The organism is Geodermatophilus sp. SMS 5-13, from assembly GCF_059428245.1.
The window spans coordinates 3,273,012-3,294,205 of sequence record NZ_CP165729.1 but is presented as its reverse complement, the minus strand read 5'-3'; the positions used below and the strand labels follow the sequence as shown (position 1 = coordinate 3,294,205).

The window sequence follows — 21,194 nt, the reverse complement described above, 5'->3', positions numbered from 1 at the left end:
CTCTGAACGACCGGAGAGCCCACCGATGCTCGAGCCGACCCTCACCACGACGCCCTGCGACGTCGGTTGCCACGTCCTGTGCTGCGAGGCCTGCGACTGCGGCTGCCACGACGGCGAGGACTGACCGGCGCGACCGGTGCGGGCGCGGCGCGCTCCCGGTTGAGGGGCGCGCCGCGACCACGTTCAGCGCACGACGACGTCCGTGAGCCCGGGCGCGTCCAGCCCGGGCGGGGTCACGAGCCCACCGGCGGGTTCACCGCCGGCGCGTCGACCGCCTCGTCGGACAGCCCCCACCGCCGCAGGGTCTGCTCGTAGCTGCCGTCGTCGAACACGTGCTGCAGCCCCGCCTCGACGGCGTCGACCAGGCCGGTGCCCTTGAGCAGGGTCGCCGCGACGTAGGTGGTGTCGGGCCAGCCCGCGTTCACGGTGCCGACGATCTCGGTGTCGCCCTGGATCTGCTGGTACACGGCGTTCGGGTTCGGACCGAGGTAGGCGTCGATCCGCCCGGACTTCAGCGCCAGCAGCGTGTCGGCCTGGTTGGCGTAGTACTCGAGCGTCGCCGGCTCGAGCCCCGCGGCCTCGTTCTGCTCGTTCCAGTCGAGCAGGATGCGCTCCTGGTTGGTGCCCGACCCGACCGCGATGGTGTGCCCCGCGACGTCCTCGGCCCCGTCGATCACCAGATCGCTGCCGGACGGGGCGGTGAACGCCATGATCCCCTGGCGGTAGGTGGCGAAGTCGAACAGCTTCAGCCGGTCGGCGTTGACGCCGACGTTGCTGAACACCGCCTCGATGTCGCCGCTCTGCAGGGACAGCGGCCACTGCTCCCAGGAGATGTTGCGGACGTCGAGCTCCAGGCCGAGCGACTCGGCGACCAGCGAGGCGACGTCCACCTCGCTGCCCACCACGGTCGTGTTGTCGTCGGCCAGGAAGCCCAGTGGCGGCTCGCCGGAGCCGACGACGCCGACCGTGAGCTTCCCGTCACCGGCGACGTCGGCCGGCACCAGCGTCGCGGCGCCGGCGTCCTCGTCGGTGTGCGCGCGGTCGGCCTGCTCGGGGCTGGTGTCGATGACGACCTGTTCGACGCCGGACGACGACGCGGCGGCCGCGCGCTGGTCGGCCTCGATGTCCGCGGAGCTCGTGCACGCGGCGGCGAGCACCGCCACGGCGGCCAGGACGGCGGCGAGCGGTCGGGTGCTCACGCCTTCAGCCCCGGCGGGTTGGTCTCGGACTTCTCGATCGACTCGCTGGTCAGCCCCCAGCGCTCGAGCACCTGCTCGTAGGTGCCGTCGGCGATCACGCCGTTCAGCGCCTCGGTGATGGCCGGCGCCAGCCTGTTGCCCTTGGCCGTGGCGACGGCGATCTCGGCGGTGTCCGGCCAGCCGCCGTTGAACTGCCCGACCACCGTGAAGTCATCGGGCTTGGTCGCGGCCTTGTAGGCGGCGGTGGCGTTCGGGCCGAAGGCCAGGTCGATCCGGCCCGATTGCAGGGCGAACGTGGTGTCGGAGTCGTTCTGGTAGTACTGCACGTCCACCGGGTCGAGACCCTTGGCCTGATTCGCCTCGTCCCACTCGAGCAGGATCTTCTCCTGGTTGGTGCCCGAGCCCACCGCGATGCGCAGGCCGGCGACGTCCTCCGGCTTCTGGATCTCGAGCTCGGAGCCGGCCGTGGCGAGGAAGCCGAGGGTGTCGACCCGGTAGGAGGAGAAGTCGAACAGCTGCTTGCGCTCCTCGGTCACGGTGACGTTGGAGATGGTCACGTCGACGTCGCCGGACCGGGTGGCCAGCGGCCAGTTCTCCCACGCCGTGGGCACGATCTCGAGCTCCAGGCCGAGCGCGTCGGCGATCAGCTGCGCGGTGTCGGGGTCGCTGCCGATGGCGGTGGCGTTGTCGTCGGCGTAGAAGGCGAGCGGCGCGCTGAAGGCGGTGGTCGCCACCTTCAGGACGCCGTCGTCCACGATCCCCGGCGGCAGCAGGTCGATCGCGTCCTGGTTCTTCTGCGTGTGGATGCGGTCCTGGTCGGGGCTGGTGTCCACGACGAGCGCCGAGGGGCCGGCCGCCTCGTCGGCCGCGGCGCTCTCGATCTCGCTCGAGCTGGTGCACGCCGTCAGCGCCAGCGCGGCGGCGGCGGCCAGGGCGGCGACGAGAGGCCCTCGTCGGGTGCGCGTGATCACGGTCGTTCTCTCTCCTCGGTGTCGGCGTGCGGGCGCGCGCCATCGACGGGCGGCGCGGGCTGCGCCGTCCGGGGGTCGGGGGGTGGCGTTACAGGACGCGGGCCAGGAAGGCCTTCGTGCGTTCGTGCTGCGGGTCGTCGAGCACCTGCTCGGGCGGGCCGGACTCGACGATCCGGCCGTCGTCCATGAACACGACCCGGTCGGCCGCCCGGCGGGCGAAGCCGATCTCGTGGGTGACCACGATCATCGTGGTGCCGCCGCGGGCGAGGTCCTCGATGACGCCGAGCACCTCGCCGACCAGCTCCGGGTCCAGCGCCGAGGTCGGCTCGTCGAAGAGCAGGACCGCCGGCTTCATCGCCAGCGCCCGCGCGATGGCGACCCGCTGCTGCTGGCCGCCGGAGAGCTGCCGGGGATAGGCCTTCTCGCGGCCGGCCAGCCCCACGCGGGCCAGCAGCTCGCGCGCCTCGGTCTCCACCTCGGCGCGCGGCCGGCCCTGCGCCGAGACCGGCGCCTCGACGACGTTGTCCAGGGCGGTGAGGTGCGGGAAGAGGTTGAAGGACTGGAAGACGAACCCGAAGCGGGTCCGCTGCCGCAGCACGTCCTTCTCCTGCAGCTCGTGCAGCCGGTCGCCGTCCCGGTGCGCCTTGCGGCGGTAGCCGACCAGGTCGCCGTCCAGGGCGACGAAGCCGCGGTCGACCTTCTCCAGGTGGTTGATGCTGCGCAGCAGCGTCGACTTGCCCGAGCCGGACGGGCCGAGGATCACCGTGACGGTGCCCGGCTCGACGACGAGGTCGACGCCGTGCAGCACCTCGACGCCGGCGAAGGACTTGTGCACGCCGTGCACCTCGATCCGCCCCGGGCGGGTGTCCGTGGCGGTCATCGGGTGCCGCCCGTCGTGCGCACCCGGGCCAAGCCCGCGGTGAGGTTGCCCCGCAGCCGCTGCAGCGGCGTCTGCGGCAGCGTGCGGACGGCGCCACGGGCGTAGTAGCGCTCCACGTAGTACTGGATCACCGTCACGACCGTGGTCAGGACGACGTACCAGACGGCGGCGACGACCAGCATCGGCAGCACCCGCTGCGTGCGGCCGTAGATGACGCTCACCGTGTAGAACAGCTCGCCGAGCGCCAGCACGTAGACGATCGAGGTGCCCTTGAACAGGCCGATCACCTCGTTGACCGCCGTCGGCACGATCGAGCGCATCGCCTGCGGCAGCACGATCCGGGTGGTCTGCCGCCGCCGGGGGATGCCCAGCGACGCGGCCGCCTCCAGCTGGCCCTGGTCGACCGAGAGGATCCCGGCGCGGACGATCTCCGCCGAGTACGCCGCCTGGTGCAGCCCGAGGCCGAGGATCGCCGCGCCGAACTTGTCGATCAGCGAGAGCGTGTCGAAGGAGAAGAAGCTCGGCCCGAACGGGATGCCGACGTCGATGCTCTGGTACAGGTAGGCGAGGTTGTACCAGAGCAGCAGCTGCAGGATCAGCGGCACCGACCGGAACACCCAGGTGTAGCCCCAGCTGACCGCCTGCAGCAGCGGCGAGCGGGACAGCCGCATGAGCGCCAGCACGGTGCCCAGCGCGAAGCCGAGGACGGCGGTGATCAGGGTCAGCTCGATCGTCGTGACGACGCCGTGCACGATCGACTGCTCGGTGAGGTAGGCGCCGACGATGTCCCACTCCCACTTCGGGTTGGTGACCAGCGAGTGGATCACCATCGCGAGCAGGACGGCGACGACCGCGGTGGCCACCCACCGGCCGGGGTGGCGCGCGGGCACGACCTGGAGCCGGTCGTAGGGCGTCCCCGCCGGAGGTGCGGCCACCTCGGGACGGGCATCGAGCAGAGTCATGCGAGGTCCTTCTCGAAGGCGTAGTGGCGCTCGGCCGGGGGCAGGGCGCGCAGGGACTCCAGGTCGGTGGGACGGGGACGGGCCGGGTCGAACAGCGGCGTCCAGCCGGCGGCGAGGTAGAGGGCCTTGGCCTCGGGCTGGCGCGGGCCGGTGGTCAGGTACATGCGGGTGTAGCCGCGGACGGCGGCCCGCGCCTCGAGCTCGGCGAGCACGCGGCGGGCCAGCCCGCGGCGGCGGTGCAGGCTCGCCGTCCACATCCGCTTGACCTCGGCGGTGCCCGGGTCGGCGTGCCGGCGGAAGGCGCCGCCCGCGATGGGGGTGCCGTCCTGCAGGAGCAGGATCAGCTCGCCGTCCGGCGGCAGGAACTCCTCGGCGGGGTAGCGGCTGAGCTCCTGGTCCGCGCCGCCGAACAGGTCGCCGTAGCGGGTGTCGTACTCGACGGTGAGCTCGGCGAACAGCGGCGCGGCCAGCGGGTCGTGCGGGTGGACCGGCACCACGTCGAGTGCGGGTTCGACTGCGGTCATGCGGGAACTCCAGGAGGACGGCACGGAGGAGCCGCGCGCGGGCGGACCGCCCGGGCGCAGGAGGGGAGGGAGGCGACCGGGGGAGCCGGTCAGCGACGCGTCAGCGACAGAGCGCGCTGTCGGTGCGCAACAGGTCGACGGTCGGGCGGCCGACCAGGTCGATCGAGACGTGCCGCACGCGCGGCGTGCCGTCCGGTCCCACGGGATGCGCTCCTCGGTGTCTACTGCGGTTTGCGAACGCCGCGTGCGTTCGCCAGGTCGTCACCCGGGGCACCCCGTCGCAGTGGAGGGTTGCCGGCCAGCGAGCCGGGGCTTGATGCTGGCGCTCAGGACCTGCCGCGGACGATAGGTCCCGCCCGGCTTAGTCGTCAAATCCGATCGGTTTGATAGACATTGTGTCGGGGAACAGCCTGCCGCCTGCCCCGGGCGGCCCGTGCGGAGGGGAGGACCCGTGGACCGGACCGTGCTGACGTCGCGCCGGCACGTCGACCTGCTCCGCACCGCCAGCGCACGGTGTCCGGCTCCGCGCCCCCGCCGCAGCCGCCACCACGACCTGGAGACCGTCCCCGCATGTCCGTGCCCGCCCGTCCCCGACTGACCGGCCGCCCCCCGACGCTGTGCGTCGTGGGCGCCGGCCCGACCGCCATCGGCGTCCTCGAGCGGCTGGTCGCCAACGCGCCCGACCTCGCCGACGACCGCCGGCTGCAGGTGCACCTGGTCGATCCCCACCCGCCGGGCGGCGGGCGGGTCTGGCGGGCCCAGCAGCCGTCGCTGCTCTGGGCGAACTCGCTGGTGGCCGACGTCACCGTCCTGCCGGACGGCTCCGTGCAGGTCGAGGGGCCGGTGGGGGAGGGGACGACGCTCTGGCAGTGGATCGAGCAGATCGGCCGCAGCCGCCCGGACGACGACCCGGTGGGCGCCGAGGCCCGCCGGCTGGGACCGACGTCCTTCCCCTCCCGGCCGCTGGTCAACGCCTACCTCGGCTGGGTGCTGGACACCGTCGTCGACGCCGCCCGCCCGTGGGCCGACGTGCAGCTGCACGCCTCGTCGGCCGTCGACGTCCGTGTCTCCGACGCCGGCGCCACGGTGGTGCTCTCCGACGGGTCGGCGCTCGCGGCGGACGTCGTCCTGCTGGCCCAGGGCCACCTCGACGCGCACCCCACCCCGGCCGAGCGGGCGGTGGCGCACCGCGCCGCCGCGGCCGGGCTGACCTACCTGCCCACCGGCTACACCGCCGACCTCGACCTCACCCGGCTCCAGCCGGGGCAGGACGTGCTGGTCCGCGGCGCCGGGCTGGCGTTCGTCGACCTCATGGTGCTGCTCACCAGCGGTCGGGGCGGCACGTTCGCCCGGGAGGACGACGGGCGGCTGGTCTACCGCCCCTCCGGCCGCGAGCCCCGGCTGCACGTCGGCTCCCGGCGGGGCGTCCCGTACCGGGCCAAGCTCGGCTACGTGTGGCCCGGCCCGCCGGTGCCGCAGCGGTTCTTCACCCCGGCCGCGGTCGACGAGCTCTTCGGTGACCGGCCGCTCGACCTGCGTGCCGACCTCGCCCCGGTGATCGCCCGGGAGCTGGGCTGGGCGCACTACACCGAGCTGTTCCGGGCCCACCCGTCCCGCACCGCGATGGGCTGGGAGGAGTTCGCCGAGCGCTACGCCGCGTCGCCCGATGCGACGGCGCTGGTCGCCGAGGCGGTGCCCGATCCGCGCGACCGGTTCGACCTGGCCGCGCTCGACCGGCCGCTGGCGGGCCGGCGGTTCGACGGCGCCGACGCGCTCCAGGACTGGCTGCGCGATCACGTGCGCGCCGACCTCGCCCGCGCCGCCGACCCGGCGTACTCGATGGACGCCGCCGTCTTCACGTCGCTGCTGTTCTGCCACGGCACCGTGGCCGCGCTGGTCGGCGCCGGGCGGCTGACCCCCCGCTCGGAGGCCGAGGACCTCGGAGGCTGGTGGATGAACCTGTTCAGCTACCTGGCCAGCGGCCCCCCGGCGCCACGGCTGGAGGAGCTGCTCGCGCTGTCCGAGGCGGGGATCGTCCGCTTCCTCGGCGCGGACGTGCAGCTCGAGCTCGACGACGCCGCCGGGGTGCTCCGGGCGCGTTCGGCGTCGCACGACGAGGTCACCGAGGCCCGCGCGCTGGTGGAGGCGCGGCTGCCCGTGCCGGACGTGACCGGCACGCCCGATCCGCTGGTCACCCGCCTGCTGCTGCGCGGCACCGGCACGGAGAAGCTGCTCGCCGACCCGTCCGCCGGGGGGACGCGCGGGACCGGCCGGCTGCACGTCGACGCCGAGCACCGCGTGGTCAGCGCGGCCGGCGCGCCGCAGCCGCGGGTGTTCGCCGCCGGCTACTGGACCTCGGGCGGCCAGGTGGCGGCGTTCGCCCGGCCGCGGACCAACGCCCCGTTCTTCCGCCAGAACGACGCGCTGGCCCGCACCCTCTGGCGCGGGCTGACCGCCGCCCCTGTCGCCGCGGTGGAGGTGGCCTGATGACGCCACTCGCCGATTCCTTCCGCGAGGTGATGGCCGGGGTGCCCACGCCGGTCTCGGTGGTGACCACGCTGCTCGACGGCCGGCCGCACGGCACCACGGTCAGCGCGTTCACGTCGCTGTCGATGACGCCCCCGATGCTGCTGGTCTCCCTCGACCGGCGGTCGGAGCTGCTGGCCCGGCTGGCGATCGGGCAGCCGTTCGGGGTCAACGTGCTCGGCGCGCACCAGGCCGGGCTGGCCGCCGCGTTCGCCCGCAAGGGCGCCGACAAGTTCGCCGGCGTCGACTGGTCGCCCGACTCGGGCGCGCCGCGGCTGGCCGGCAGCCCCGGCTGGCTGGCCTGCACGGTCGCGCAGCTCGTCGACGGCGGCGACCACGTCGTCGTCCTCGGGAACGTGGTGCGCGCGACCGCCGACGGCGGCCCGCCGCTGACCTACCACGCCCGCACCTTCGGCACCCATTCCGTCGTCCCGGCCGCCTGACCACGCTTGGAGATCCCGTGACCCACCTGCACCTCGCCGTCGCCCTCGACGGCGCCGGCTGGCACCCCGCCGCCTGGCGCGAGCCCGACGCCCGCCCGCGGGAGCTGTTCACCGCCGGCTACTGGGTCGACCTGGTCGAAGAGGCCCAGCGCGGCCTGCTCGACTTCGTCACCCTCGAGGACGACCTCGCGCTGCAGTCCATCGACCGGTCCGGCGACGACGACCGCACCGACCGGGTCCGCGGCCGGCTGGACGCCGTGCAGGTCGCCGCCCGGGTCGCGCCGCTGACCGAGGGCATCGGGCTGGTGCCGACCGCCGTCGTCACGCACACCGAGCCGTTCCACCTGTCCAAGGCGATCGCCACGCTGGACTACGTGAGCACCGGCCGGGCCGGCGTGCGGGTGAAGGTGGCGTCGTCCCCGCACGTGGCCGCGCACTTCGGCCGCCGCGAGCCCGGGTCGCTCGAGGACCTGTTCGACGAGGCCGCCGACTGGGTCGAGGTGCTGCGCCGGCTCTGGGACAGCTGGGAGGACGACGCCGAGATCCGCGACGTCGTCACCGGCCGCTTCGTCGACCGGGAGAAGCTGCACTACATCGACTTCGCCGGCCGCTACTTCTCGGTCAAGGGGCCGTCGATCACGCCGCGGCCGCCGCAGGGGCAGCCGCTGGTGACCGCGCTGGCCCACCAGTCGATCCCGTACGAGCTGGTCGGCCGCAGCGCCGACGTCGGGTTCGTGACGCCGCGGTCCGCGACCGACGTGGCGCCGATGCTGGCCGAGATCCGGGCCGCGCAGGCCGCGGCCGGCCGGGCCGAGGAGACCGTCCACGTCTTCGGCGACGTCGTGGTGTTCCTGGACGACGACGCGGCGGCCGCTCGTGCCCGCCGGGCGCGGCTCGACGAGACCGCCGGCGAGGAGTACCGCAGCGACGCGCTGATCTTCGCCGGCTCGCCGGCCGAGCTCGCGGACCTGCTCGTGTCGTGGGCCGATGCCGGGCTGACCGGCTTCCGGCTGCGGCCGGCGACCCTGCCGCACGACCTGCGGCAGATCACGGGCTCGCTGGTGCCCGAGCTGCAGCGACGCGGGCTGTTCCGAAGCTCGTACGAGGCCTCGACCCTGCGCGGGCTGCTCGGCCTGCCGCGCCCCGCCAACCGTTACGCGACCGTCTGAGGAGCCGGCCATGCCCAAGCAGATCCACCTCGCCGCGCACTTCCCGGGCGTCAACAACACCACTGTGTGGAGCGACCCGGCGGCCGGCAGCCACATCGAGTTCTCCTCGTTCGTCCGGTTCGCGCAGGCCGCGGAGCGCGGGAAGTTCGACTTCCTGTTCCTCGCCGAGGGGCTGCGGCTGCGCGAGCAGAACGGGCAGATCTACGACCTCGACGTCGTCGGCCGCCCGGACACCTTCACCGTGCTGACGGCGCTGGCCGCGGTCACCGACCGGCTCGGGCTGACCGGGACGATCAACTCGACCTTCAACGAGCCGTACGAGGTGGCGCGGCAGTTCGCCACGCTCGACCACCTCTCCGGCGGGCGGGCGGCGTGGAACGTCGTCACCTCGTGGGACGCGTTCACCGGCGAGAACTTCCGGCGCGGCGGCTTCCTCCCGCAGGACCAGCGCTACGAGCGGGCGCGCACGTTCCTGCAGACGACGATGGAGCTGTTCGACTCCTGGCGCGGCGACGAGATCGTGGCCGATGCGTCGTCCGGGGTGTTCCTCGGCGACCCCGACGCCGGGCGCTTCGCGCACGCGGACGCCCACTTCGACATCTCGGGTCGCTTCGACGTGCCGCGCAGCCCCCAGGGGCGGCCGGTGATCTTCCAGGCCGGCGACTCGGAGGAGGGTCGCGAGTTCGCGGCGTCGTCGGCCGACGCGATCTTCAGCCGGCACTCCACCAAGGAGGCCGGCCAGGCGTTCTACGCCGACGTCAAGGGGCGGCTTCCGAAGCACGGACGGCGGCGCGAGGACCTGCTGATCCTGCCCGCCGCGACGTTCGTCATCGGCGACACCGACGCCGAGGCCGCCGAGCTCGCGCACGAGGTCCGCCGGCAGCAGGTGTCGGGGCAGACGGCGCTGCGGTTCCTCGAGCAGGTGTGGAACCGGGACCTCTCCGCCTACGACCCGGACGGCCCGCTGCCCGACGTCGACCCGGCGGTGGGGGAGGACCACGTCGCGAAGGGCCGCGCGCAGGTGCGCATGTACCGCGACCCGCTGGCCACCGCGACGCAGTGGCGGGAGCTCGCCGCGGAGAAGGGGTACTCGATCCGGGAGCTGATGATCGAGGTGCAGAGCCGGCAGTCGTTCATCGGCAGCCCTTCGACCGTCGCCGCCACCATCGACGACCTGGTGCAGTCCGACGCGGCCGACGGCTACATCCTCGTCCCGCACATCACGCCCGGCGGGCTGGACCCGTTCGTCGACCGCGTCGTGCCCCTGCTCCAGGAGCGCGGCGTCTTCCGCGCCGACTACAGCGGGACGACGCTGCGCGACCACCTCGGCCTGGGACCGGCCTAGACGATCAGCGGCAGGCGCGGGTCGGGGTGGTCGCGACGTCCCGAGGCCGCCCGGACCCACGCCTCGTCGTCGGCCAGGTCGGCGGGACGGCCGGCCACCGTCCGGCGGGCGAGGAGCTCGTCGAGGATCCGTGCCGTGAGGGCGATGCCCTCACCGGTGGCGACGGCCGGCCGGTCGAGCGCGTCGGTGACGTCGATGCCGTGGACGACGGCCTCCACGACGCGGGTCGGCACCCACTCCTCGAGGGTCATCAGCGCGAAGAAGCCGGAACCGATGGTGGCGCGGTCGTGCTCGCGGATGCCGTCCAGGCTGCGGGCGAACGTGCTCTGCGTCTGCCGGACCAGGCTCTCGCGGGTCTGGTCGGCGGCGTGCTTGACCGCGTAGTCGTAGACGACCGGCGCGACCTGGCTGCGGTCGGCGATGAAGAACGACACCCGGTCCCGGCCGGGCTGGCCGTCCTGAAGCGTGTTGAGCAGGTTCAGGGTCAGCCCGATCGAGATGTCGATGTGCCCGACCAGGTCCGACACCCGCCAGTGCGGGACGCCGCCCTCCGGGACCAGGTGCGTCTGCCGCGTCCAGTCCTCGTCGGTCAGCCCGTCCAGGACGGCGGACACCGCCGCCAGCTCGCGCTCCAGAAGGTCGGTCGTGGTGAGGTGCGGATCCGTCATCGAAAGGCCCCTTCCGCGCGGATGGGCCGGGACGTTCGTCTCCTGCTGTGTGGCTGTCAAGGGCGCCGGCTCACCAGTCGCCGTCCGGCGGGGTGAACTGGCTGACGGTGAACTCCGCGCCCTGGGGGTCGCGCAGCAGTGCCGTCTTCGTCCACAGGTTGTCGTCCGCGCGGGTCACCGTGGCGCCGAGGCGCTCGGCGATGGCGGCGCTGTCGTCGCGGTCCACGACCGTGAAGGTCACGTGCCACTGCGCCGGCTGCCCGGGCTCGACCACGAGCAGGCCGCCGATCACGTCGGCGAAGCCCTGGGGGGCCGAGGCCTGGCGTTCGTGGATGCCGGGATCGACGGTCGCGGCGAGGTGATCGCCGTAGCCGGGGACCTGGATCATCGTCCCGGCGCCCTGCTCGATGTCGACGGCGATCCAGCCGAGCAGCGGCCCGTAGAAGGCCATCGCCGCGTCGCGGTCGGGGGTGTGCAGGTCGCTGAAGTTCCACGTCCCGGGCGCGTTGGTCAGCTGCGCGCCGAGCCGCCGGCCCGCCTGCCACAACCGGAACCCCGCCCCGAGGGGGTCGCTGCACACGGCTGAACGGCCCGCCGGGCCGGCGTCCTCGGGGAGGGCGAGGACCGTCCCGCCTCGGTCGGGGACGGTGGCGACCGTGGCGTCGATGTCGTCGACGGCGACGTAGGTGTTCCACCGGGCCGTCTCGCCGGCCTGCGCCGGGGCCAGCGCGCCGACGTCCTGGCCGTCCAGGGTCGCGATCAGGTACGAGCCGGGCCTGTCCGGTGGCATCGCGTCGGTGAGGGTCCAGCCGAAGACGCCGGCGTAGAACGCGCGTCCGGCGTCGAGGTCGGGCAGCGCGCAGTCGATCCAGCAGGTCACGCCGTGCGGATAGGTCCGTTGCATGGTCACCTCCGGGTTGGTCGGCCAGGAGGCTAGCGACGGGGGCCGACACTCTCTGCCTCGCCGAACCCGCCGACACGATCTGTGGACAGCCGTTTGACCTCGGGATTCAGGTCGTGGAACTGGTGTCAGGCCGGTATCCTTCGTACAGGCGTTCGAGTGTGGAGGAGGTGTCGTGGACGGCGTGCTGACGGCGTTCGAGGAGCTTGCGGCCGTGCGCCTTCACGGCCTGGGCCCGGCGCTGCTCGACCGCGCCCGCGATCTGGTCGCCGTGCGGAACCGGATCGACGCCGAGCTCGCGCGCACGGTGCGGCAGGCCGAGTGCCAGCAGGCGTTCGAGCACGACGGGACGACCTCGCCGCGGCTATGGCTGCGCGGGCACTGCCCCCCGGCTCTCTCCCGGCGCCGCCTCGCAGGCGGTGCGCAACGGCCGCGCCCTGGAGCGGCTGCCCGCGCTGGCCGCCGCGCACGCCGCGGGTGTGGTGACCGGTGACCAGGTGGCGGTGATCGGGAGGCATCTCGGCGTCACGAAGCAGCTCGAAGCCGAGGACGTCGACGTAGAAGTCCCGCGCGCGGTCCTGGTCGGGGACGGGGAGGGACGCGACCGGCATACCGGTGATCGCCGTGCCCCCGACGGTATCGACGGGTTGACGCCCTCAGCGGTAGCAGTAGGAGTCGCTGGACGCGTCGCCGCCCTGCAGGCGGGTCTGGTGCGGTCGGAGTCCGCGCCAGTCCTCGCCGGCCGGGAAGAACCGCTCGTCGATGCTCAGCCCACCGGACGACGGGTCGGTGTCGATCTTCGCCATCCAGGAGCCGACACCGGCGGGGAAGAACTGGTCGTCCCAGGCGCCGTAGAGGGAGTTGGTGATGTAGATCCGCCGGCCGTCGCGGCTGACCTCGACCATCTGCGGGCCGCCGGCCAGCGGCTGGTCCGGCGCCACGGGGTGCGGGGTCCGCCGGACGATGCCACCGAGGTGGACCGAGCCGACCTCGCGCGGGTTCGCCGGGTCGGAGACGTCGTACTGCTTGAGCTCGCCGATGCCCCAGCAGGAGACGTAGAGCATCTTGTCGTCGACCGAGAGGTCGATGTCGGTGACCAGCGGCGGGACGGCGCCGAACGGCTTGAGCGCCGGCGGCAGGTCATCGGGGTCGGCCGGCTCGGCGGGGATCGTGATGACCTTCTCGGCCTTCCACTCCTCGCCGTCGCGGAACCAGCGCCACACCGAGGCGGAGAGGTCCGCGGTGGAGACGACGACGCCGACGAAGCCCCAGGTGGCCTCGGGGTCGTGCGACGGCCGCAGCTCCAGCACCATCTGGTGCTCGGCGCCGAGGTCGACGGTCTGCAGGTTCCGGCCCTCGGCGAGGTCCCAGAAGTGCAGCGCGTGGCCGTACTTGCCGCCGAGCAGCAGTTCGGGCACCAGCCCGTTCTCGACCATCGCCGGCGTGCCCCACTCGCTGGAGACCAGCGTGTTCTGGTTGAGGTGCCACCAGGCGTCGTAGGCCAGGTACTGCGGTCCGCGGTCGGTCTCCCACGGGCGCAGGACGTCGAAGGTGCTGTGGTCCAGCAGCGCGATCCCACCGGGGCCCTCGTCGCCGTCCCCGCTGCCCAGGCAGGTGAGGAAGACGCCGTCCGGACCGCAGTGCAGCGTGTGCGGGCGCGAGTAGCCCGCCTTCTCGGCCAGCTCCTTCGCCGTGATCGTCTTGTGCAGGGTCGGGTTCTTGGGGTCCGGGTGGGTGTCGTAGACGTGGATGTTCGAGCTGCGCAGCCCGGGCAGCAGGAGGTACCGGCGCTGCAGGCCGTCGTGCCCCATGTCGTGGCCCTCGTGCTGGAGCGCGCTCGAGCAGGCGTTCCAGCCGAAGTGGTGCAGCTCGTCGCCGACGGTCGGGAGGTCGGCCCACCCGACGATCTGCCCGTAGGTGGGCGAGCCCGGGTCGGTGTCGACGACGGTCAGCGCATCCGGCTTCTCGGCCGCGCGGTCGAACGCCACGACGTAGGCGAGCCGCTCGGTCGGCGCCGCGATCGCCTCGGAGGGGCTGCGGTAGAAGGTCGGGTCCATCTGGTGCGTCGACGCGGTCATCGCCCGCCACTCCTCGGCTGATCGGACTGAACCGCGATCAAGCTAGTGGGAGATGGGGGTGGCGGTCCATGCCCGCGGGACGCCGTCCTCAGCAGTCGGACGGGGTCTCCCGTACTCGCCCCTCGACCAGGCAGGTGACGCCGGCGACGTGCGAGCGCGCACCGTCGAGATGCGCCTGGACGCGCTCCAGGACCGCGCTCTCCCCGCGCGGCAGGGTCACCAGGATCGGCCGGTGTGCGCGGACGGCGGGGTGCGCGAAGGCCTGCCCGACCAGGCGGGCGCCGAGATCCGCGGACAGGCCGGGCGCGTCGGCCCAGAAGTCGACGACGACCCGTTCGGCCTCCTCGGCCACCTGCGCCTCGGCGAGCCGGCCGGCGTCGGTCACCACGGAGACACCGGTGCGGCTGGTGAGCAGCTCCCACGGGCGGCCGTCCGGCGCCTCGCCGCTGATCCGGCGGGGGAACGTCGCGACCGGGCTGGGGGCGACCACGACAGCGGGCATGCGCTACCTCCGGCAGCGGTAGGGACGAACAGGAGCCCGGGACGACGGCCCGGCATCGCCGGCGAGCCGTTGTTGAGCCCGGTGCGCGTCAACCGTGCCGAACCACACGCCCGCCGGGCAGGGTCCTTCGTCCTGCGTCCCCCGAAAGGTCGATCACACGGGGTCGAGCCGGTAGCCGATCCCGCGCACGGTCACCAGCTGCCCCGACGCGAGGCCGAGCTTGCGGCGCAGCCGCGCCAGGTGGACGTCGACCGTCCGGCTCGACGACTCCGCGTCCGGGCCCCAGACCGCGGCGAGGAGCTGCGCGCGGGACAGGGTCCGGCCGGCCGAGCGCGCGAGGGTCAGCAGCAGCTCGAACTCCCGCGCCGTCAGCCGCACCCGGCGTCCCGACACGACGACCGAGTAGGCGTCCGGCTCCAGCTGCAGGCGGCCGATCCGCAGCGGGCCCGCCTCGGGGTCCGGCGGAGCCGCCGCCGGCGGCGATCCGGCCAGGACGCCGAGGCGCCGGGCCAGGTCCGGCAGCACCGCGGGGTCCGAGCAGAGCAGCTCGCCGTCCTCGGTGAGGACGACGACCGCGACGGGACGTGCCGTCGGAGCGGGTCCGGCCGGCAGCAGGCGCAGCGGGGTGACGGGGGCGGCCGTCATGACGGATCTCCTGGAGGGGGCAGCGGATGGGCGCGGGCGGCGGGGCGCGTCAGTGCACGCGGGGACCGCGCCGACATCCGGAGGCCGTCGTCCGGACGAGGTCGACGTGCAGGCGCCGGCTCAGCGTCGGGAGGACCACGTCCGTGTTCGTACCACGACCGCGCCCCATTTCGCACCAAATCAGTAGGAAATCATCGGGCGGCCCAGCGGCGGGTCGGCGCGGCCAGGTGCAGCGCGAACCCGACGAGGGTCAGCGCCTGGAACAGGTAGGCCTCCGTCTCGTGCACCCAGAGGATCTTGTAGAGGCCGAAGCAGAACAGCGCCGAGAGCATCACCAGCCCGACGACCCAGCCGCGCCGCGAGCCGCGCAGCAGGCCGACGCCGCCGCACCACCAGCCGACGAGGGCGGCGGAGAACGCGGGGACGGCGACGTACGCCCACGGGCCGCCCTCGAGGAACGAGAACACGATCCCGGCGATCGCGGTGACGCTGCCCAGCAGGATCGAGAAGACGGCGGAGACGGCGGGCAGCGCGGGGATCCGGCGGCGGGTCGCCGGCGAGCTGGGGACGGCGCGGGTGGTGGTCACGGAGCTTCTCCTGTCGGGTCGCCGGGGCCGATCCCCGGACGGCGCCGACGGTCGCCGTCCCGCCGTCCCGGCCGGATCGGCGCCCGCGTCCCGATGCAGGTCGGGACGCGGTGTCCCATGACGCCGGGACGTCCGTCGGCCACCATGACCGCGTGCAGTCGACGGTCGCGGTGGAGCAGCGCCGGGCGAGCGCGCTCGCTCCCGTGCTGGCCGCGGTGCTCGTCGCCGCCGTCGCGGTCGAGCTGATCGCGCCGGCCCTCGGCCCCGGCGGCTACCGGACAGGCTGGCTGTGGTGGGTCTCCGGGCCGGTCGCGGCGGCGGCCTTCGGCACCCCGGCCGTGCTGCTGCTGCGCCGCGACCCCCGCTCGGTGACCGGCGCCTGGCTCGCGGTCGTCGCCGTCCTCAGCGTGGTCGCGCAGGCGGCCGCCGCGTGGGCGTGGCTGGCCCTGGTCGGCCGCCCCGAGTGGCACCTGCCCGGCGGCGAGCCGCTGCTGTGGGTCGGCGGGACCGCGTGGCTGCCCGGCTACTTCCTGCTGCCGACCGTGCTGCTGCTGCTCGCGCCGGACGGCCGGCCGCCGGGGCCGTGCTGGCGCCCGGTCCTGGCGGGCGCGCTGGCCGCGATCGTCCTGGTGACCGTCCTCAACGCCGTGACGCCGTACCGCACCGGCGCGGGCGTGGACACGATCATCCCCGACCAGCCCGCCTCGCTGACCAACCCGCTGGCCGCGCCGGCGGCGGCCGAGGCGCTGGGCTGGAGCGTCGCGCTGCTGCCGCTGGCCGCCGCCGCGGCCCTTGCCGCGCTGGTCGTGCGGTGGCGCCGCGCCGGCGACCGGGAGCGCCGGCAGCTGCGCGTGGTGCTCACCGGCGCGGTCGCCACGGTCGTGCTCATGGCCGGCACGTTCGCGGTGCCGCACCCGTGGTTCCTGCTGGTCGTGGCGGTGGCCCTGGTGCCGTACCCGCTCGCGCTCGGGGTGGCCGCGGCCCGGCATGGCCTGTTCGACCTCGACCTGGTGGTCCGACGGTCGGTCGTCTTCGGCCTGGTCAGCGGGTGCGTCGTCGCGGCCTACGTGCTGGCCATCGTGGGCCTCGGCGGGGTTCTCGGGCGGACGACGGGGGCGCCGCTGGTCGCCACCGCGGTCGTCGCGGTCGGCGTCGCGCCGCTGTACGCATGGCTGCAGCGGCGGGTGGACCGCTGGCTCTACGGCAACCGCTCCGACCCGGCCGGCGCCGTCCGTGGCCTCGCCGAGCGCTGGCAGGCGGGCACCTCGCTGGACGAGGTCGCGCACGACCTGGCCACCGGACTGCGGCTGCCGTCGGCGCGGATCTCCACGGCGTTCGGTCCGGCCGGCGCGTGGGGCGCCCCGCGCGAGCCGCTCACCCGGGTGCCGCTGAGGCACGCCGGCACGGTGGTCGGCGAGCTCGTCGTCGGCACCCGGGAGCCGGGCCGGCCGCTGCCCCGCCGCGACGTCGCCGCGCTGGCGGAGATGGCCACCTACGTCGCGGTCGTCGTCCACGCGCTGGCGCTGACCGAGGACCTGCAGCGCTCCCGCGAGCGGATCGTCGTCGCCCGCGAGGAGGAGCGCCGCCGGCTGCGCCGCGACCTGCACGACGGCCTCGGCCCGGAGCTCGCGTCGATCGCGCTGCAGCTGGAGACCGTCCGCGACCTCGCCGACGGGCCGGACACGCCGGCCGGGGCCCTCACCGAGTCGCTGCGCGGGCAGCTGCGCGGCGTCCTCGGTGAGGTGCGGCGGATCGTCGACGACCTGCGCCCGCCGGTGCTCGACGACCTGGGGCTGGCCGAGGCGCTGGCGCAGCTGGGCAGCCGGTTCACCGGCTCGAGCACGGAGGTGGACGTCGACGTGGCCGACCTGCCGCCGCTGACCGCGGCGACCGAGCTGGCGCTGCTGCGCATCGCGGGGGAGGCGCTGACCAACGCCACCCGGCACGGCCGGGCCACCCGCTGGACGGTCGCGCTGGCGGTGGAGGACGGGCTGCTCGCGCTGACCGTCAGCGACAACGGCCGCGGCCTGCCCGGCGAGCCGGGGCGGCCCGGGGTGGGGCTCGCCTCGATGCGCGAGCGGGCGCTGGAGCTCGGCGGCTCGTGCACCGTGGAGTCGGTGCCGGGGGAGCGGACGACGGTGCGGGCCCTGCTGCCGCTGGGGCGGACGTCGTGAGCCTGCGCGTGCTGGTCGCCGACGACCACCCCCTCTACCGCGACGGCATCGTGGCGGCACTGGCCGCGATCGGCACCGCCGAGGTCGTGGGCACCGCGGCGGACGGCGAGGAGGCGGTCGCTCGGGCGCTGGAGCTGCGCCCCGACGTCGTCCTCATGGACCTCTCGATGCCCGGCGTCAACGGCGTGGAGGCCACCCGGCGGATCACCGCGGAGTGCCCGGAGGTCGCCGTCCTCGTGCTGACCATGCTCGAGGGGGACGACTCGGTGCTCGCAGCGGTGAAGGCCGGCGCGCGCGGCTACCTGGTCAAGGGCGCCGACCGCGCGGAGATCGCCAGCGCGCTGGACGCCGTCTCCCGCGGCCAGGCGGTGTTCGGCAGCGGCGTGGCCGAGCGGATGCTCGGCCGGCTCACCGATCCGCCGCGCCGCGGGGCCTCCGCGGTGTTCCCGCAGCTGACCGAGCGGGAGGCCGAGATCCTCGACCTGCTCGCCGAGGGCCTGGGCAACGCGGCGATCGCCCGCAGGCTCTTCCTGTCGGAGAAGACCGTGCGCAACCACGTGAGCAACGTGCTCGCCAAGCTCCCGGCGGCCGGCCGGCAGGAGGCCGCCGATATCGCCCGCGCGGCGCGGCGCTGACCGCAGGCGGTCAGGCGGCGGCCCCGGTGACCCCGTGCGGGTCGATGACGTACTTGCGGGCGACGCCGGAGTCGAACTCGGCGTAGCCGCGCGGCGCGTCGTCCAGGCCGATCACGGTCGCGTTGACCGCCTTCGCGATCTGCACGCGGTCGTGCAGGATCGCCATCATCAGCCGCCGGTTGTAGCGCATCACCGGGCACTGCCCCGTGGTGAACGACAGCGACTTCGCCCAGCCGGTGCCCAGCGACAGCGACAGCGCGCCGACCTGGGCCGCCTCGTCGATGCCACCCGGGTCGCCGGTCACGTACAGGCCCGGGATGCCGATCGCGCCGCCCGCGGCGGTCAGCGCCATCAGCGAGTTCAGCACCGTGGCCGGCGCCTCGTGGGCGGCGTCCGCGCCGTGCCCGCGCGCCTCGAAGCCGACCGCGTCGACCGCGGCGTCGACCTCCGGGACGCCGAGGAGCTGCTCGACCTGGTCCTTCGGGTCGCCCTTCGAGACGTCGACGGTCTCGCAGCCGAACGAGCGGGCCTGCGCCAGCCGGTCCTCGTTGAGGTCCCCGACGATCACGACGGCGGCGCCGAGGAGCTGTGCCGACGCCGCGGCGGCCAGGCCCACGGGGCCGGCGCCGGCGACGTAGACCGTCGAGCCGGTGCCGACGCCGGCGGTGACCGCGCCGTGGTAACCGGTCGGGAAGATGTCCGAGAGCATCGTCAGGTCGAGGATCTTCTCCATCGCCTGGTCGCGGTCGGGGAACGGCAGCAGGTTCCAGTCCGCGTAGGGCACCATCACGAACTCCGCCTGACCGCCGAGCCAGCCGCCCATGTCGACGTAGCCGTACGCCGAGCCGGGCCGGTCGGGGTTGACGTTCAGGCAGATGCCGGTCTTGCCCTCCTTGCAGTTGCGGCAGCGCCCGCAGGCGATGTTGAACGGCACCGAGCAGACGTCGCCGACCCGGATGAACTCCACGCCGGGGCCGGTCTCGACCACCTCGCCGAGGATCTCGTGGCCGAGCACGAGCCCGTGCGGCGCCGTCGTCCGGCCGCGGACCATGTGCTGGTCGCTGCCGCAGATGTTGGTGGTCAGCACCTTCAGGATCGCGCCGTGCGGGCACTCCCGGCCCACGTTGTCCGGGTGCACGCCCGGCCCGTCGCGCAGGACCAGCCCGGGGTAGTCGAGGTCGTTGACCTCGACGGTGCCGGGGCCCTGGTAGGTGACGCCGCGGTTGTCGGCCATGGGTTGCCCTCGCCTTCTCTGGAGTGGATCCGCCGAAATGCCGAAATGCCGAAATGCCGAGGGGCCGCGGACCGCGTGGTCCGCGGCCCCTCGGGTCGCGCCGGTGGTCAGGCCGGGAAGCCGACCGAGTGGGTGTCCTGGAACTCGCGGATGCCTTCGATGCCCATCTCGCGGCCCATGCCGCTCTGGTTGAAGCCGCCGAAGGGCGCGCGCTCGTCGAGGAATGCGGCACCGTGCGAGTTGACGAACGTGTAGCCGGTGCGCAGCTGCCGGGCCACCGCCGCGGCGCGGTCGAGGTCCGCGGTCCACACCGACGAGCACAGGCCCGACCAGGTGTCGTTGGCCCGGGCGATCGCGTCGTCCTCGTCGTCGAACGGCAGGATCGGCAGCGTCGGGCCGAACTGCTCCTCGACCACCACGCGGGTGTCGTCCGCGGGATCGAGGACCAGCGACGGGCGCAGGAAGTTGCCGCGGGAGATGTCGGCGCCGTCGGCCGCCTCGCCGAACTCGCGGACCTCGGCGCCGGACTCGCGCGCCTGGGCCAGCAGCTCCTGCACGTACTCCTTCTGCCGGGCGCTGTGCAGCGGGCCCATGGTCACGCCCTCGTCGAGGCCGTGGCCGAGCCGCTGGGCGGCCAGGAGCTCCGACAGCCCGTCGACCACCTCGGCGTAGCGCGAGCGGTGCACGTACAGCCGCTTGGTCGCCATGCAGATCTGCCCGGTCGAGTCGAAGGTGCCGGAGAACAGCTTCTGCATCGCCTCGGCGCCGAGGTCGGCGTCGGGCAGGATGATCGCCGGGTCGTTGCCGCCCAGCTCCAGGGCGACCCGGGTGAGCGTCTCGGACGCCATCGCCATGATCCGCTTGCCGCCGCCGACGCTGCCGGTGAAGCAGACCTTCTTGACCCGGTCGTCCTGGATCAGCGCGCCGCCGATCTCGGCGTCGGCGCCGGTGACCACGTTGAGGACACCCGGCGGCAGCAGCTGTGCCACCTGCTGCACGGTGCGCACCGTGGCCAGCGGGGCGGTGGGCGGCGGCTTCACCACGACGGTGTTGCCGGCCAGCAGCGCCTGCGGGAGCGAGGCGGCCAGGATGGCCAGCGGCCAGTTGAACGGCACGATGATCGTGACCACCCCGAGCGGGAGGTAGGAGATCTCGGTCCGGTACGGCGGCGCTGCGAGCTTCGAGACGTTGTCGAGCTCGTCGGCCAGTTCCGCCGCGAGGGCGAAGCGGTGGGCGAACACGATGGAGTCGATGAACGACTCCATGCGGATCTTGCCGTTCTCGCGGGTGAGCACCTCGGCGGTCGCCGGGCGGTCGGCCTCGAGCGGGGCGAGCGCGGCCATGATCTGCGCGGCCCGGTCCTGCGGCGTGCGCGCGGCCCAGGCCGGGAACGCCCGGTGGGCGGCGGCGACCGCCTGCTCCGCTTGCTTGGCGCCGGCGGCCGCGGCGTAGCCGACGACGGAGACGCCGTCGGCCGGGTCGATCACCTGCAGAGCGTCGTCCGCGGTGCGGATCTCGCCGTCGATGAAGAGGTCTGTCCGGATCTCGGGCAGCTGGTCCAAAGACACCATCGTCTGCTTCCTCGGGGGTCGGCACAGGGCCACAGGCGCCTGTGTTCCGGGTCACGCTAGGTCGGCCGGCTCCGCGGTTCCGCAGGCATCCGACCTGTCCGGCCCGCGACATCTGACGTACGGGCACGCCGACGTCCGGCCTGGTCGCCGGGACCGGGATCGTGGCTGACTAGTCTCCCC

At 74.0% G+C, this 21,194-nt stretch carries 21 protein-coding genes, 1 pseudogene and 1 riboswitch; of the genes and pseudogenes, 7 read left to right on the top strand and 15 right to left on the bottom strand.

The window, feature by feature from the left end; translation table 11 throughout:
- Positions 1–233 precede the first annotated feature (233 nt).
- The 5 genes from AB3388_RS15900 to AB3388_RS15880 all read right to left on the bottom strand — a co-directional run bounded on the left by AB3388_RS15900 (position 234) and on the right by AB3388_RS15880 (position 4,536).
- Entirely contained in the window at positions 234–1,199 is a 966-nt protein-coding gene (locus AB3388_RS15900; protein WP_495406260.1) for an ABC transporter substrate-binding protein, read from the bottom strand.
- Positions 1,196–2,170: an ABC transporter substrate-binding protein gene (locus tag AB3388_RS15895; protein WP_495406258.1), complete on the bottom strand. Its 975-nt coding sequence runs from the start codon at positions 2,168–2,170 to the stop codon at positions 1,196–1,198. The genes AB3388_RS15900 and AB3388_RS15895 overlap by 4 nt, the downstream gene beginning before the upstream one ends.
- 88 nt (positions 2,171–2,258) lie before the next feature.
- Positions 2,259–3,050 carry an amino acid ABC transporter ATP-binding protein gene (locus tag AB3388_RS15890; protein ID WP_495406257.1) on the bottom strand — a complete coding sequence of 264 codons (792 nt, stop codon included), beginning with the start codon at positions 3,048–3,050 and terminating at the stop codon, positions 2,259–2,261.
- Positions 3,047–4,012, bottom strand: coding sequence for an amino acid ABC transporter permease (locus AB3388_RS15885; protein WP_495406256.1), 966 nt, complete (start codon positions 4,010–4,012; stop codon positions 3,047–3,049). The genes AB3388_RS15890 and AB3388_RS15885 overlap by 4 nt, the downstream gene beginning before the upstream one ends.
- Positions 4,009–4,536 (bottom strand): GNAT family N-acetyltransferase, encoded by a 528-nt coding sequence (locus AB3388_RS15880; RefSeq protein WP_495406255.1) that lies wholly within the window; start codon positions 4,534–4,536, stop codon positions 4,009–4,011. Before AB3388_RS15880 ends, AB3388_RS15885 begins: the two co-directional genes overlap by 4 nt.
- Positions 4,537–4,758: 222 nt before the next feature.
- Positions 4,759–4,870: riboswitch (SAM riboswitch) on the bottom strand.
- 99 nt (positions 4,871–4,969) lie between these two features.
- Between AB3388_RS15880 and AB3388_RS15875 the strand changes: the two genes are divergently transcribed.
- From AB3388_RS15875 to AB3388_RS15855, 5 genes are read left to right on the top strand one after another with little or no spacing between them, the layout of a single operon-like run.
- Positions 4,970–5,134 (top strand): putative leader peptide, encoded by a 165-nt coding sequence (locus tag AB3388_RS15875; RefSeq protein ID WP_495406254.1) that lies wholly within the window; start codon positions 4,970–4,972, stop codon positions 5,132–5,134.
- Positions 5,107–7,023: an FAD/NAD(P)-binding protein gene (locus tag AB3388_RS15870; RefSeq protein WP_495406253.1), complete on the top strand. Its 1,917-nt coding sequence runs from the start codon at positions 5,107–5,109 to the stop codon at positions 7,021–7,023. Before AB3388_RS15875 ends, AB3388_RS15870 begins: the two co-directional genes overlap by 28 nt.
- Entirely contained in the window at positions 7,023–7,505 is a 483-nt protein-coding gene (locus tag AB3388_RS15865) for a flavin reductase family protein (RefSeq protein WP_495406252.1), read from the top strand. The genes AB3388_RS15870 and AB3388_RS15865 overlap by 1 nt, the downstream gene beginning before the upstream one ends.
- 17 nt (positions 7,506–7,522) lie before the next feature.
- Complete coding sequence (locus AB3388_RS15860) at positions 7,523–8,674, top strand: LLM class flavin-dependent oxidoreductase (RefSeq protein WP_495406251.1); 1,152 nt, start codon at positions 7,523–7,525, stop codon at positions 8,672–8,674.
- Between the two features lie 10 nt (positions 8,675–8,684).
- Positions 8,685–10,019 carry an NtaA/DmoA family FMN-dependent monooxygenase gene (locus tag AB3388_RS15855; protein ID WP_495406250.1) on the top strand — a complete coding sequence of 445 codons (1,335 nt, stop codon included), beginning with the start codon at positions 8,685–8,687 and terminating at the stop codon, positions 10,017–10,019.
- On the opposite strand, the gene AB3388_RS15850 is transcribed toward AB3388_RS15855, so the two are convergent.
- The 8 genes and pseudogenes from AB3388_RS15850 to AB3388_RS15815 all read right to left on the bottom strand — a co-directional run bounded on the left by AB3388_RS15850 (position 10,016) and on the right by AB3388_RS15815 (position 15,400).
- Positions 10,016–10,687 carry a maleylpyruvate isomerase N-terminal domain-containing protein gene (locus tag AB3388_RS15850; protein ID WP_495406249.1) on the bottom strand — a complete coding sequence of 224 codons (672 nt, stop codon included), beginning with the start codon at positions 10,685–10,687 and terminating at the stop codon, positions 10,016–10,018. The two genes, AB3388_RS15855 and AB3388_RS15850, sit on opposite strands and share 4 nt — an antisense overlap.
- 70 nt (positions 10,688–10,757) lie before the next feature.
- Positions 10,758–11,591: a VOC family protein gene (locus tag AB3388_RS15845; protein ID WP_495406248.1), complete on the bottom strand. Its 834-nt coding sequence runs from the start codon at positions 11,589–11,591 to the stop codon at positions 10,758–10,760.
- A gap of 106 nt (positions 11,592–11,697) precedes the next feature.
- Positions 11,698–11,931, bottom strand: coding sequence for a hypothetical protein (locus tag AB3388_RS15840; protein ID WP_495411487.1), 234 nt, complete (start codon positions 11,929–11,931; stop codon positions 11,698–11,700).
- Positions 11,932–12,100: 169 nt separating this feature from the next.
- Positions 12,101–12,199 (bottom strand): annotated as a pseudogene (locus tag AB3388_RS15835) (VOC family protein); the annotation flags it as partial.
- Between the two features lie 45 nt (positions 12,200–12,244).
- Positions 12,245–13,666, bottom strand: coding sequence for a selenium-binding family protein (locus AB3388_RS15830; RefSeq protein WP_495406246.1), 1,422 nt, complete (start codon positions 13,664–13,666; stop codon positions 12,245–12,247).
- 88 nt (positions 13,667–13,754) lie between these two features.
- A complete protein-coding gene (locus AB3388_RS15825) occupies positions 13,755–14,168 on the bottom strand; it encodes a hypothetical protein (protein WP_495406245.1) in 414 nt (137 codons plus the stop codon).
- Between the two features lie 153 nt (positions 14,169–14,321).
- Positions 14,322–14,813 (bottom strand): winged helix-turn-helix domain-containing protein, encoded by a 492-nt coding sequence (locus AB3388_RS15820; protein ID WP_495406244.1) that lies wholly within the window; start codon positions 14,811–14,813, stop codon positions 14,322–14,324.
- Positions 14,814–15,004: 191 nt separating this feature from the next.
- Positions 15,005–15,400: a hypothetical protein gene (locus tag AB3388_RS15815; RefSeq protein WP_495406243.1), complete on the bottom strand. Its 396-nt coding sequence runs from the start codon at positions 15,398–15,400 to the stop codon at positions 15,005–15,007.
- 152 nt (positions 15,401–15,552) lie between these two features.
- Between AB3388_RS15815 and AB3388_RS15810 the strand changes: the two genes are divergently transcribed.
- Complete coding sequence (locus AB3388_RS15810; protein WP_495406241.1) at positions 15,553–17,574, top strand: sensor histidine kinase; 2,022 nt, start codon at positions 15,553–15,555, stop codon at positions 17,572–17,574.
- Positions 17,571–18,209, top strand: a complete 639-nt coding sequence (locus AB3388_RS15805; RefSeq protein ID WP_495406240.1) for a response regulator — start codon at positions 17,571–17,573, stop codon at positions 18,207–18,209. Before AB3388_RS15810 ends, AB3388_RS15805 begins: the two co-directional genes overlap by 4 nt.
- 10 nt (positions 18,210–18,219) lie before the next feature.
- Here the strand turns inward: AB3388_RS15805 and fdhA are convergent, their stop codons facing one another.
- The gene (gene fdhA / locus AB3388_RS15800; RefSeq protein ID WP_495406239.1) at positions 18,220–19,443 is read right to left on the bottom strand and encodes a formaldehyde dehydrogenase, glutathione-independent; all 1,224 of its coding nucleotides are present in this window, start codon (positions 19,441–19,443) and stop codon (positions 18,220–18,222) included.
- Positions 19,444–19,550: 107 nt separating this feature from the next.
- Positions 19,551–21,014 (bottom strand): aldehyde dehydrogenase family protein, encoded by a 1,464-nt coding sequence (locus AB3388_RS15795; protein WP_495406238.1) that lies wholly within the window; start codon positions 21,012–21,014, stop codon positions 19,551–19,553.
- Between the last annotated feature and the right edge of the window lie 180 nt (positions 21,015–21,194).

Bases quoted from the DNA above. Each gene is read 5' to 3' on its own strand.
- AB3388_RS15880 (WP_495406255.1), bottom strand. From the start codon at position 4,536: ATGACCGCAGTCGAACCCGCACTCGACGTGGTGCCGGTCCACCCGCAC.
- AB3388_RS15820 (WP_495406244.1), bottom strand. From the start codon at position 14,813: ATGACGGCCGCCCCCGTCACCCCGCTGCGCCTGCTGCCGGCCGGACCC.
- AB3388_RS15870 (WP_495406253.1), top strand. From the start codon at position 5,107: ATGTCCGTGCCCGCCCGTCCCCGACTGACCGGCCGCCCCCCGACGCTG.
- AB3388_RS15795 (WP_495406238.1), bottom strand. From the start codon at position 21,014: ATGGTGTCTTTGGACCAGCTGCCCGAGATCCGGACAGACCTCTTCATC.
- AB3388_RS15830 (WP_495406246.1), bottom strand. From the start codon at position 13,666: ATGACCGCGTCGACGCACCAGATGGACCCGACCTTCTACCGCAGCCCC.
- AB3388_RS15845 (WP_495406248.1), bottom strand. From the start codon at position 11,591: ATGCAACGGACCTATCCGCACGGCGTGACCTGCTGGATCGACTGCGCG.
- AB3388_RS15885 (WP_495406256.1), bottom strand. From the start codon at position 4,012: ATGACTCTGCTCGATGCCCGTCCCGAGGTGGCCGCACCTCCGGCGGGG.
- AB3388_RS15890 (WP_495406257.1), bottom strand. From the start codon at position 3,050: ATGACCGCCACGGACACCCGCCCGGGGCGGATCGAGGTGCACGGCGTG.
- AB3388_RS15825 (WP_495406245.1), bottom strand. From the start codon at position 14,168: ATGCCCGCTGTCGTGGTCGCCCCCAGCCCGGTCGCGACGTTCCCCCGC.
- AB3388_RS15865 (WP_495406252.1), top strand. From the start codon at position 7,023: ATGACGCCACTCGCCGATTCCTTCCGCGAGGTGATGGCCGGGGTGCCC.
- AB3388_RS15850 (WP_495406249.1), bottom strand. From the start codon at position 10,687: ATGACGGATCCGCACCTCACCACGACCGACCTTCTGGAGCGCGAGCTG.
- AB3388_RS15855 (WP_495406250.1), top strand. From the start codon at position 8,685: ATGCCCAAGCAGATCCACCTCGCCGCGCACTTCCCGGGCGTCAACAAC.
- fdhA (WP_495406239.1), bottom strand. From the start codon at position 19,443: ATGGCCGACAACCGCGGCGTCACCTACCAGGGCCCCGGCACCGTCGAG.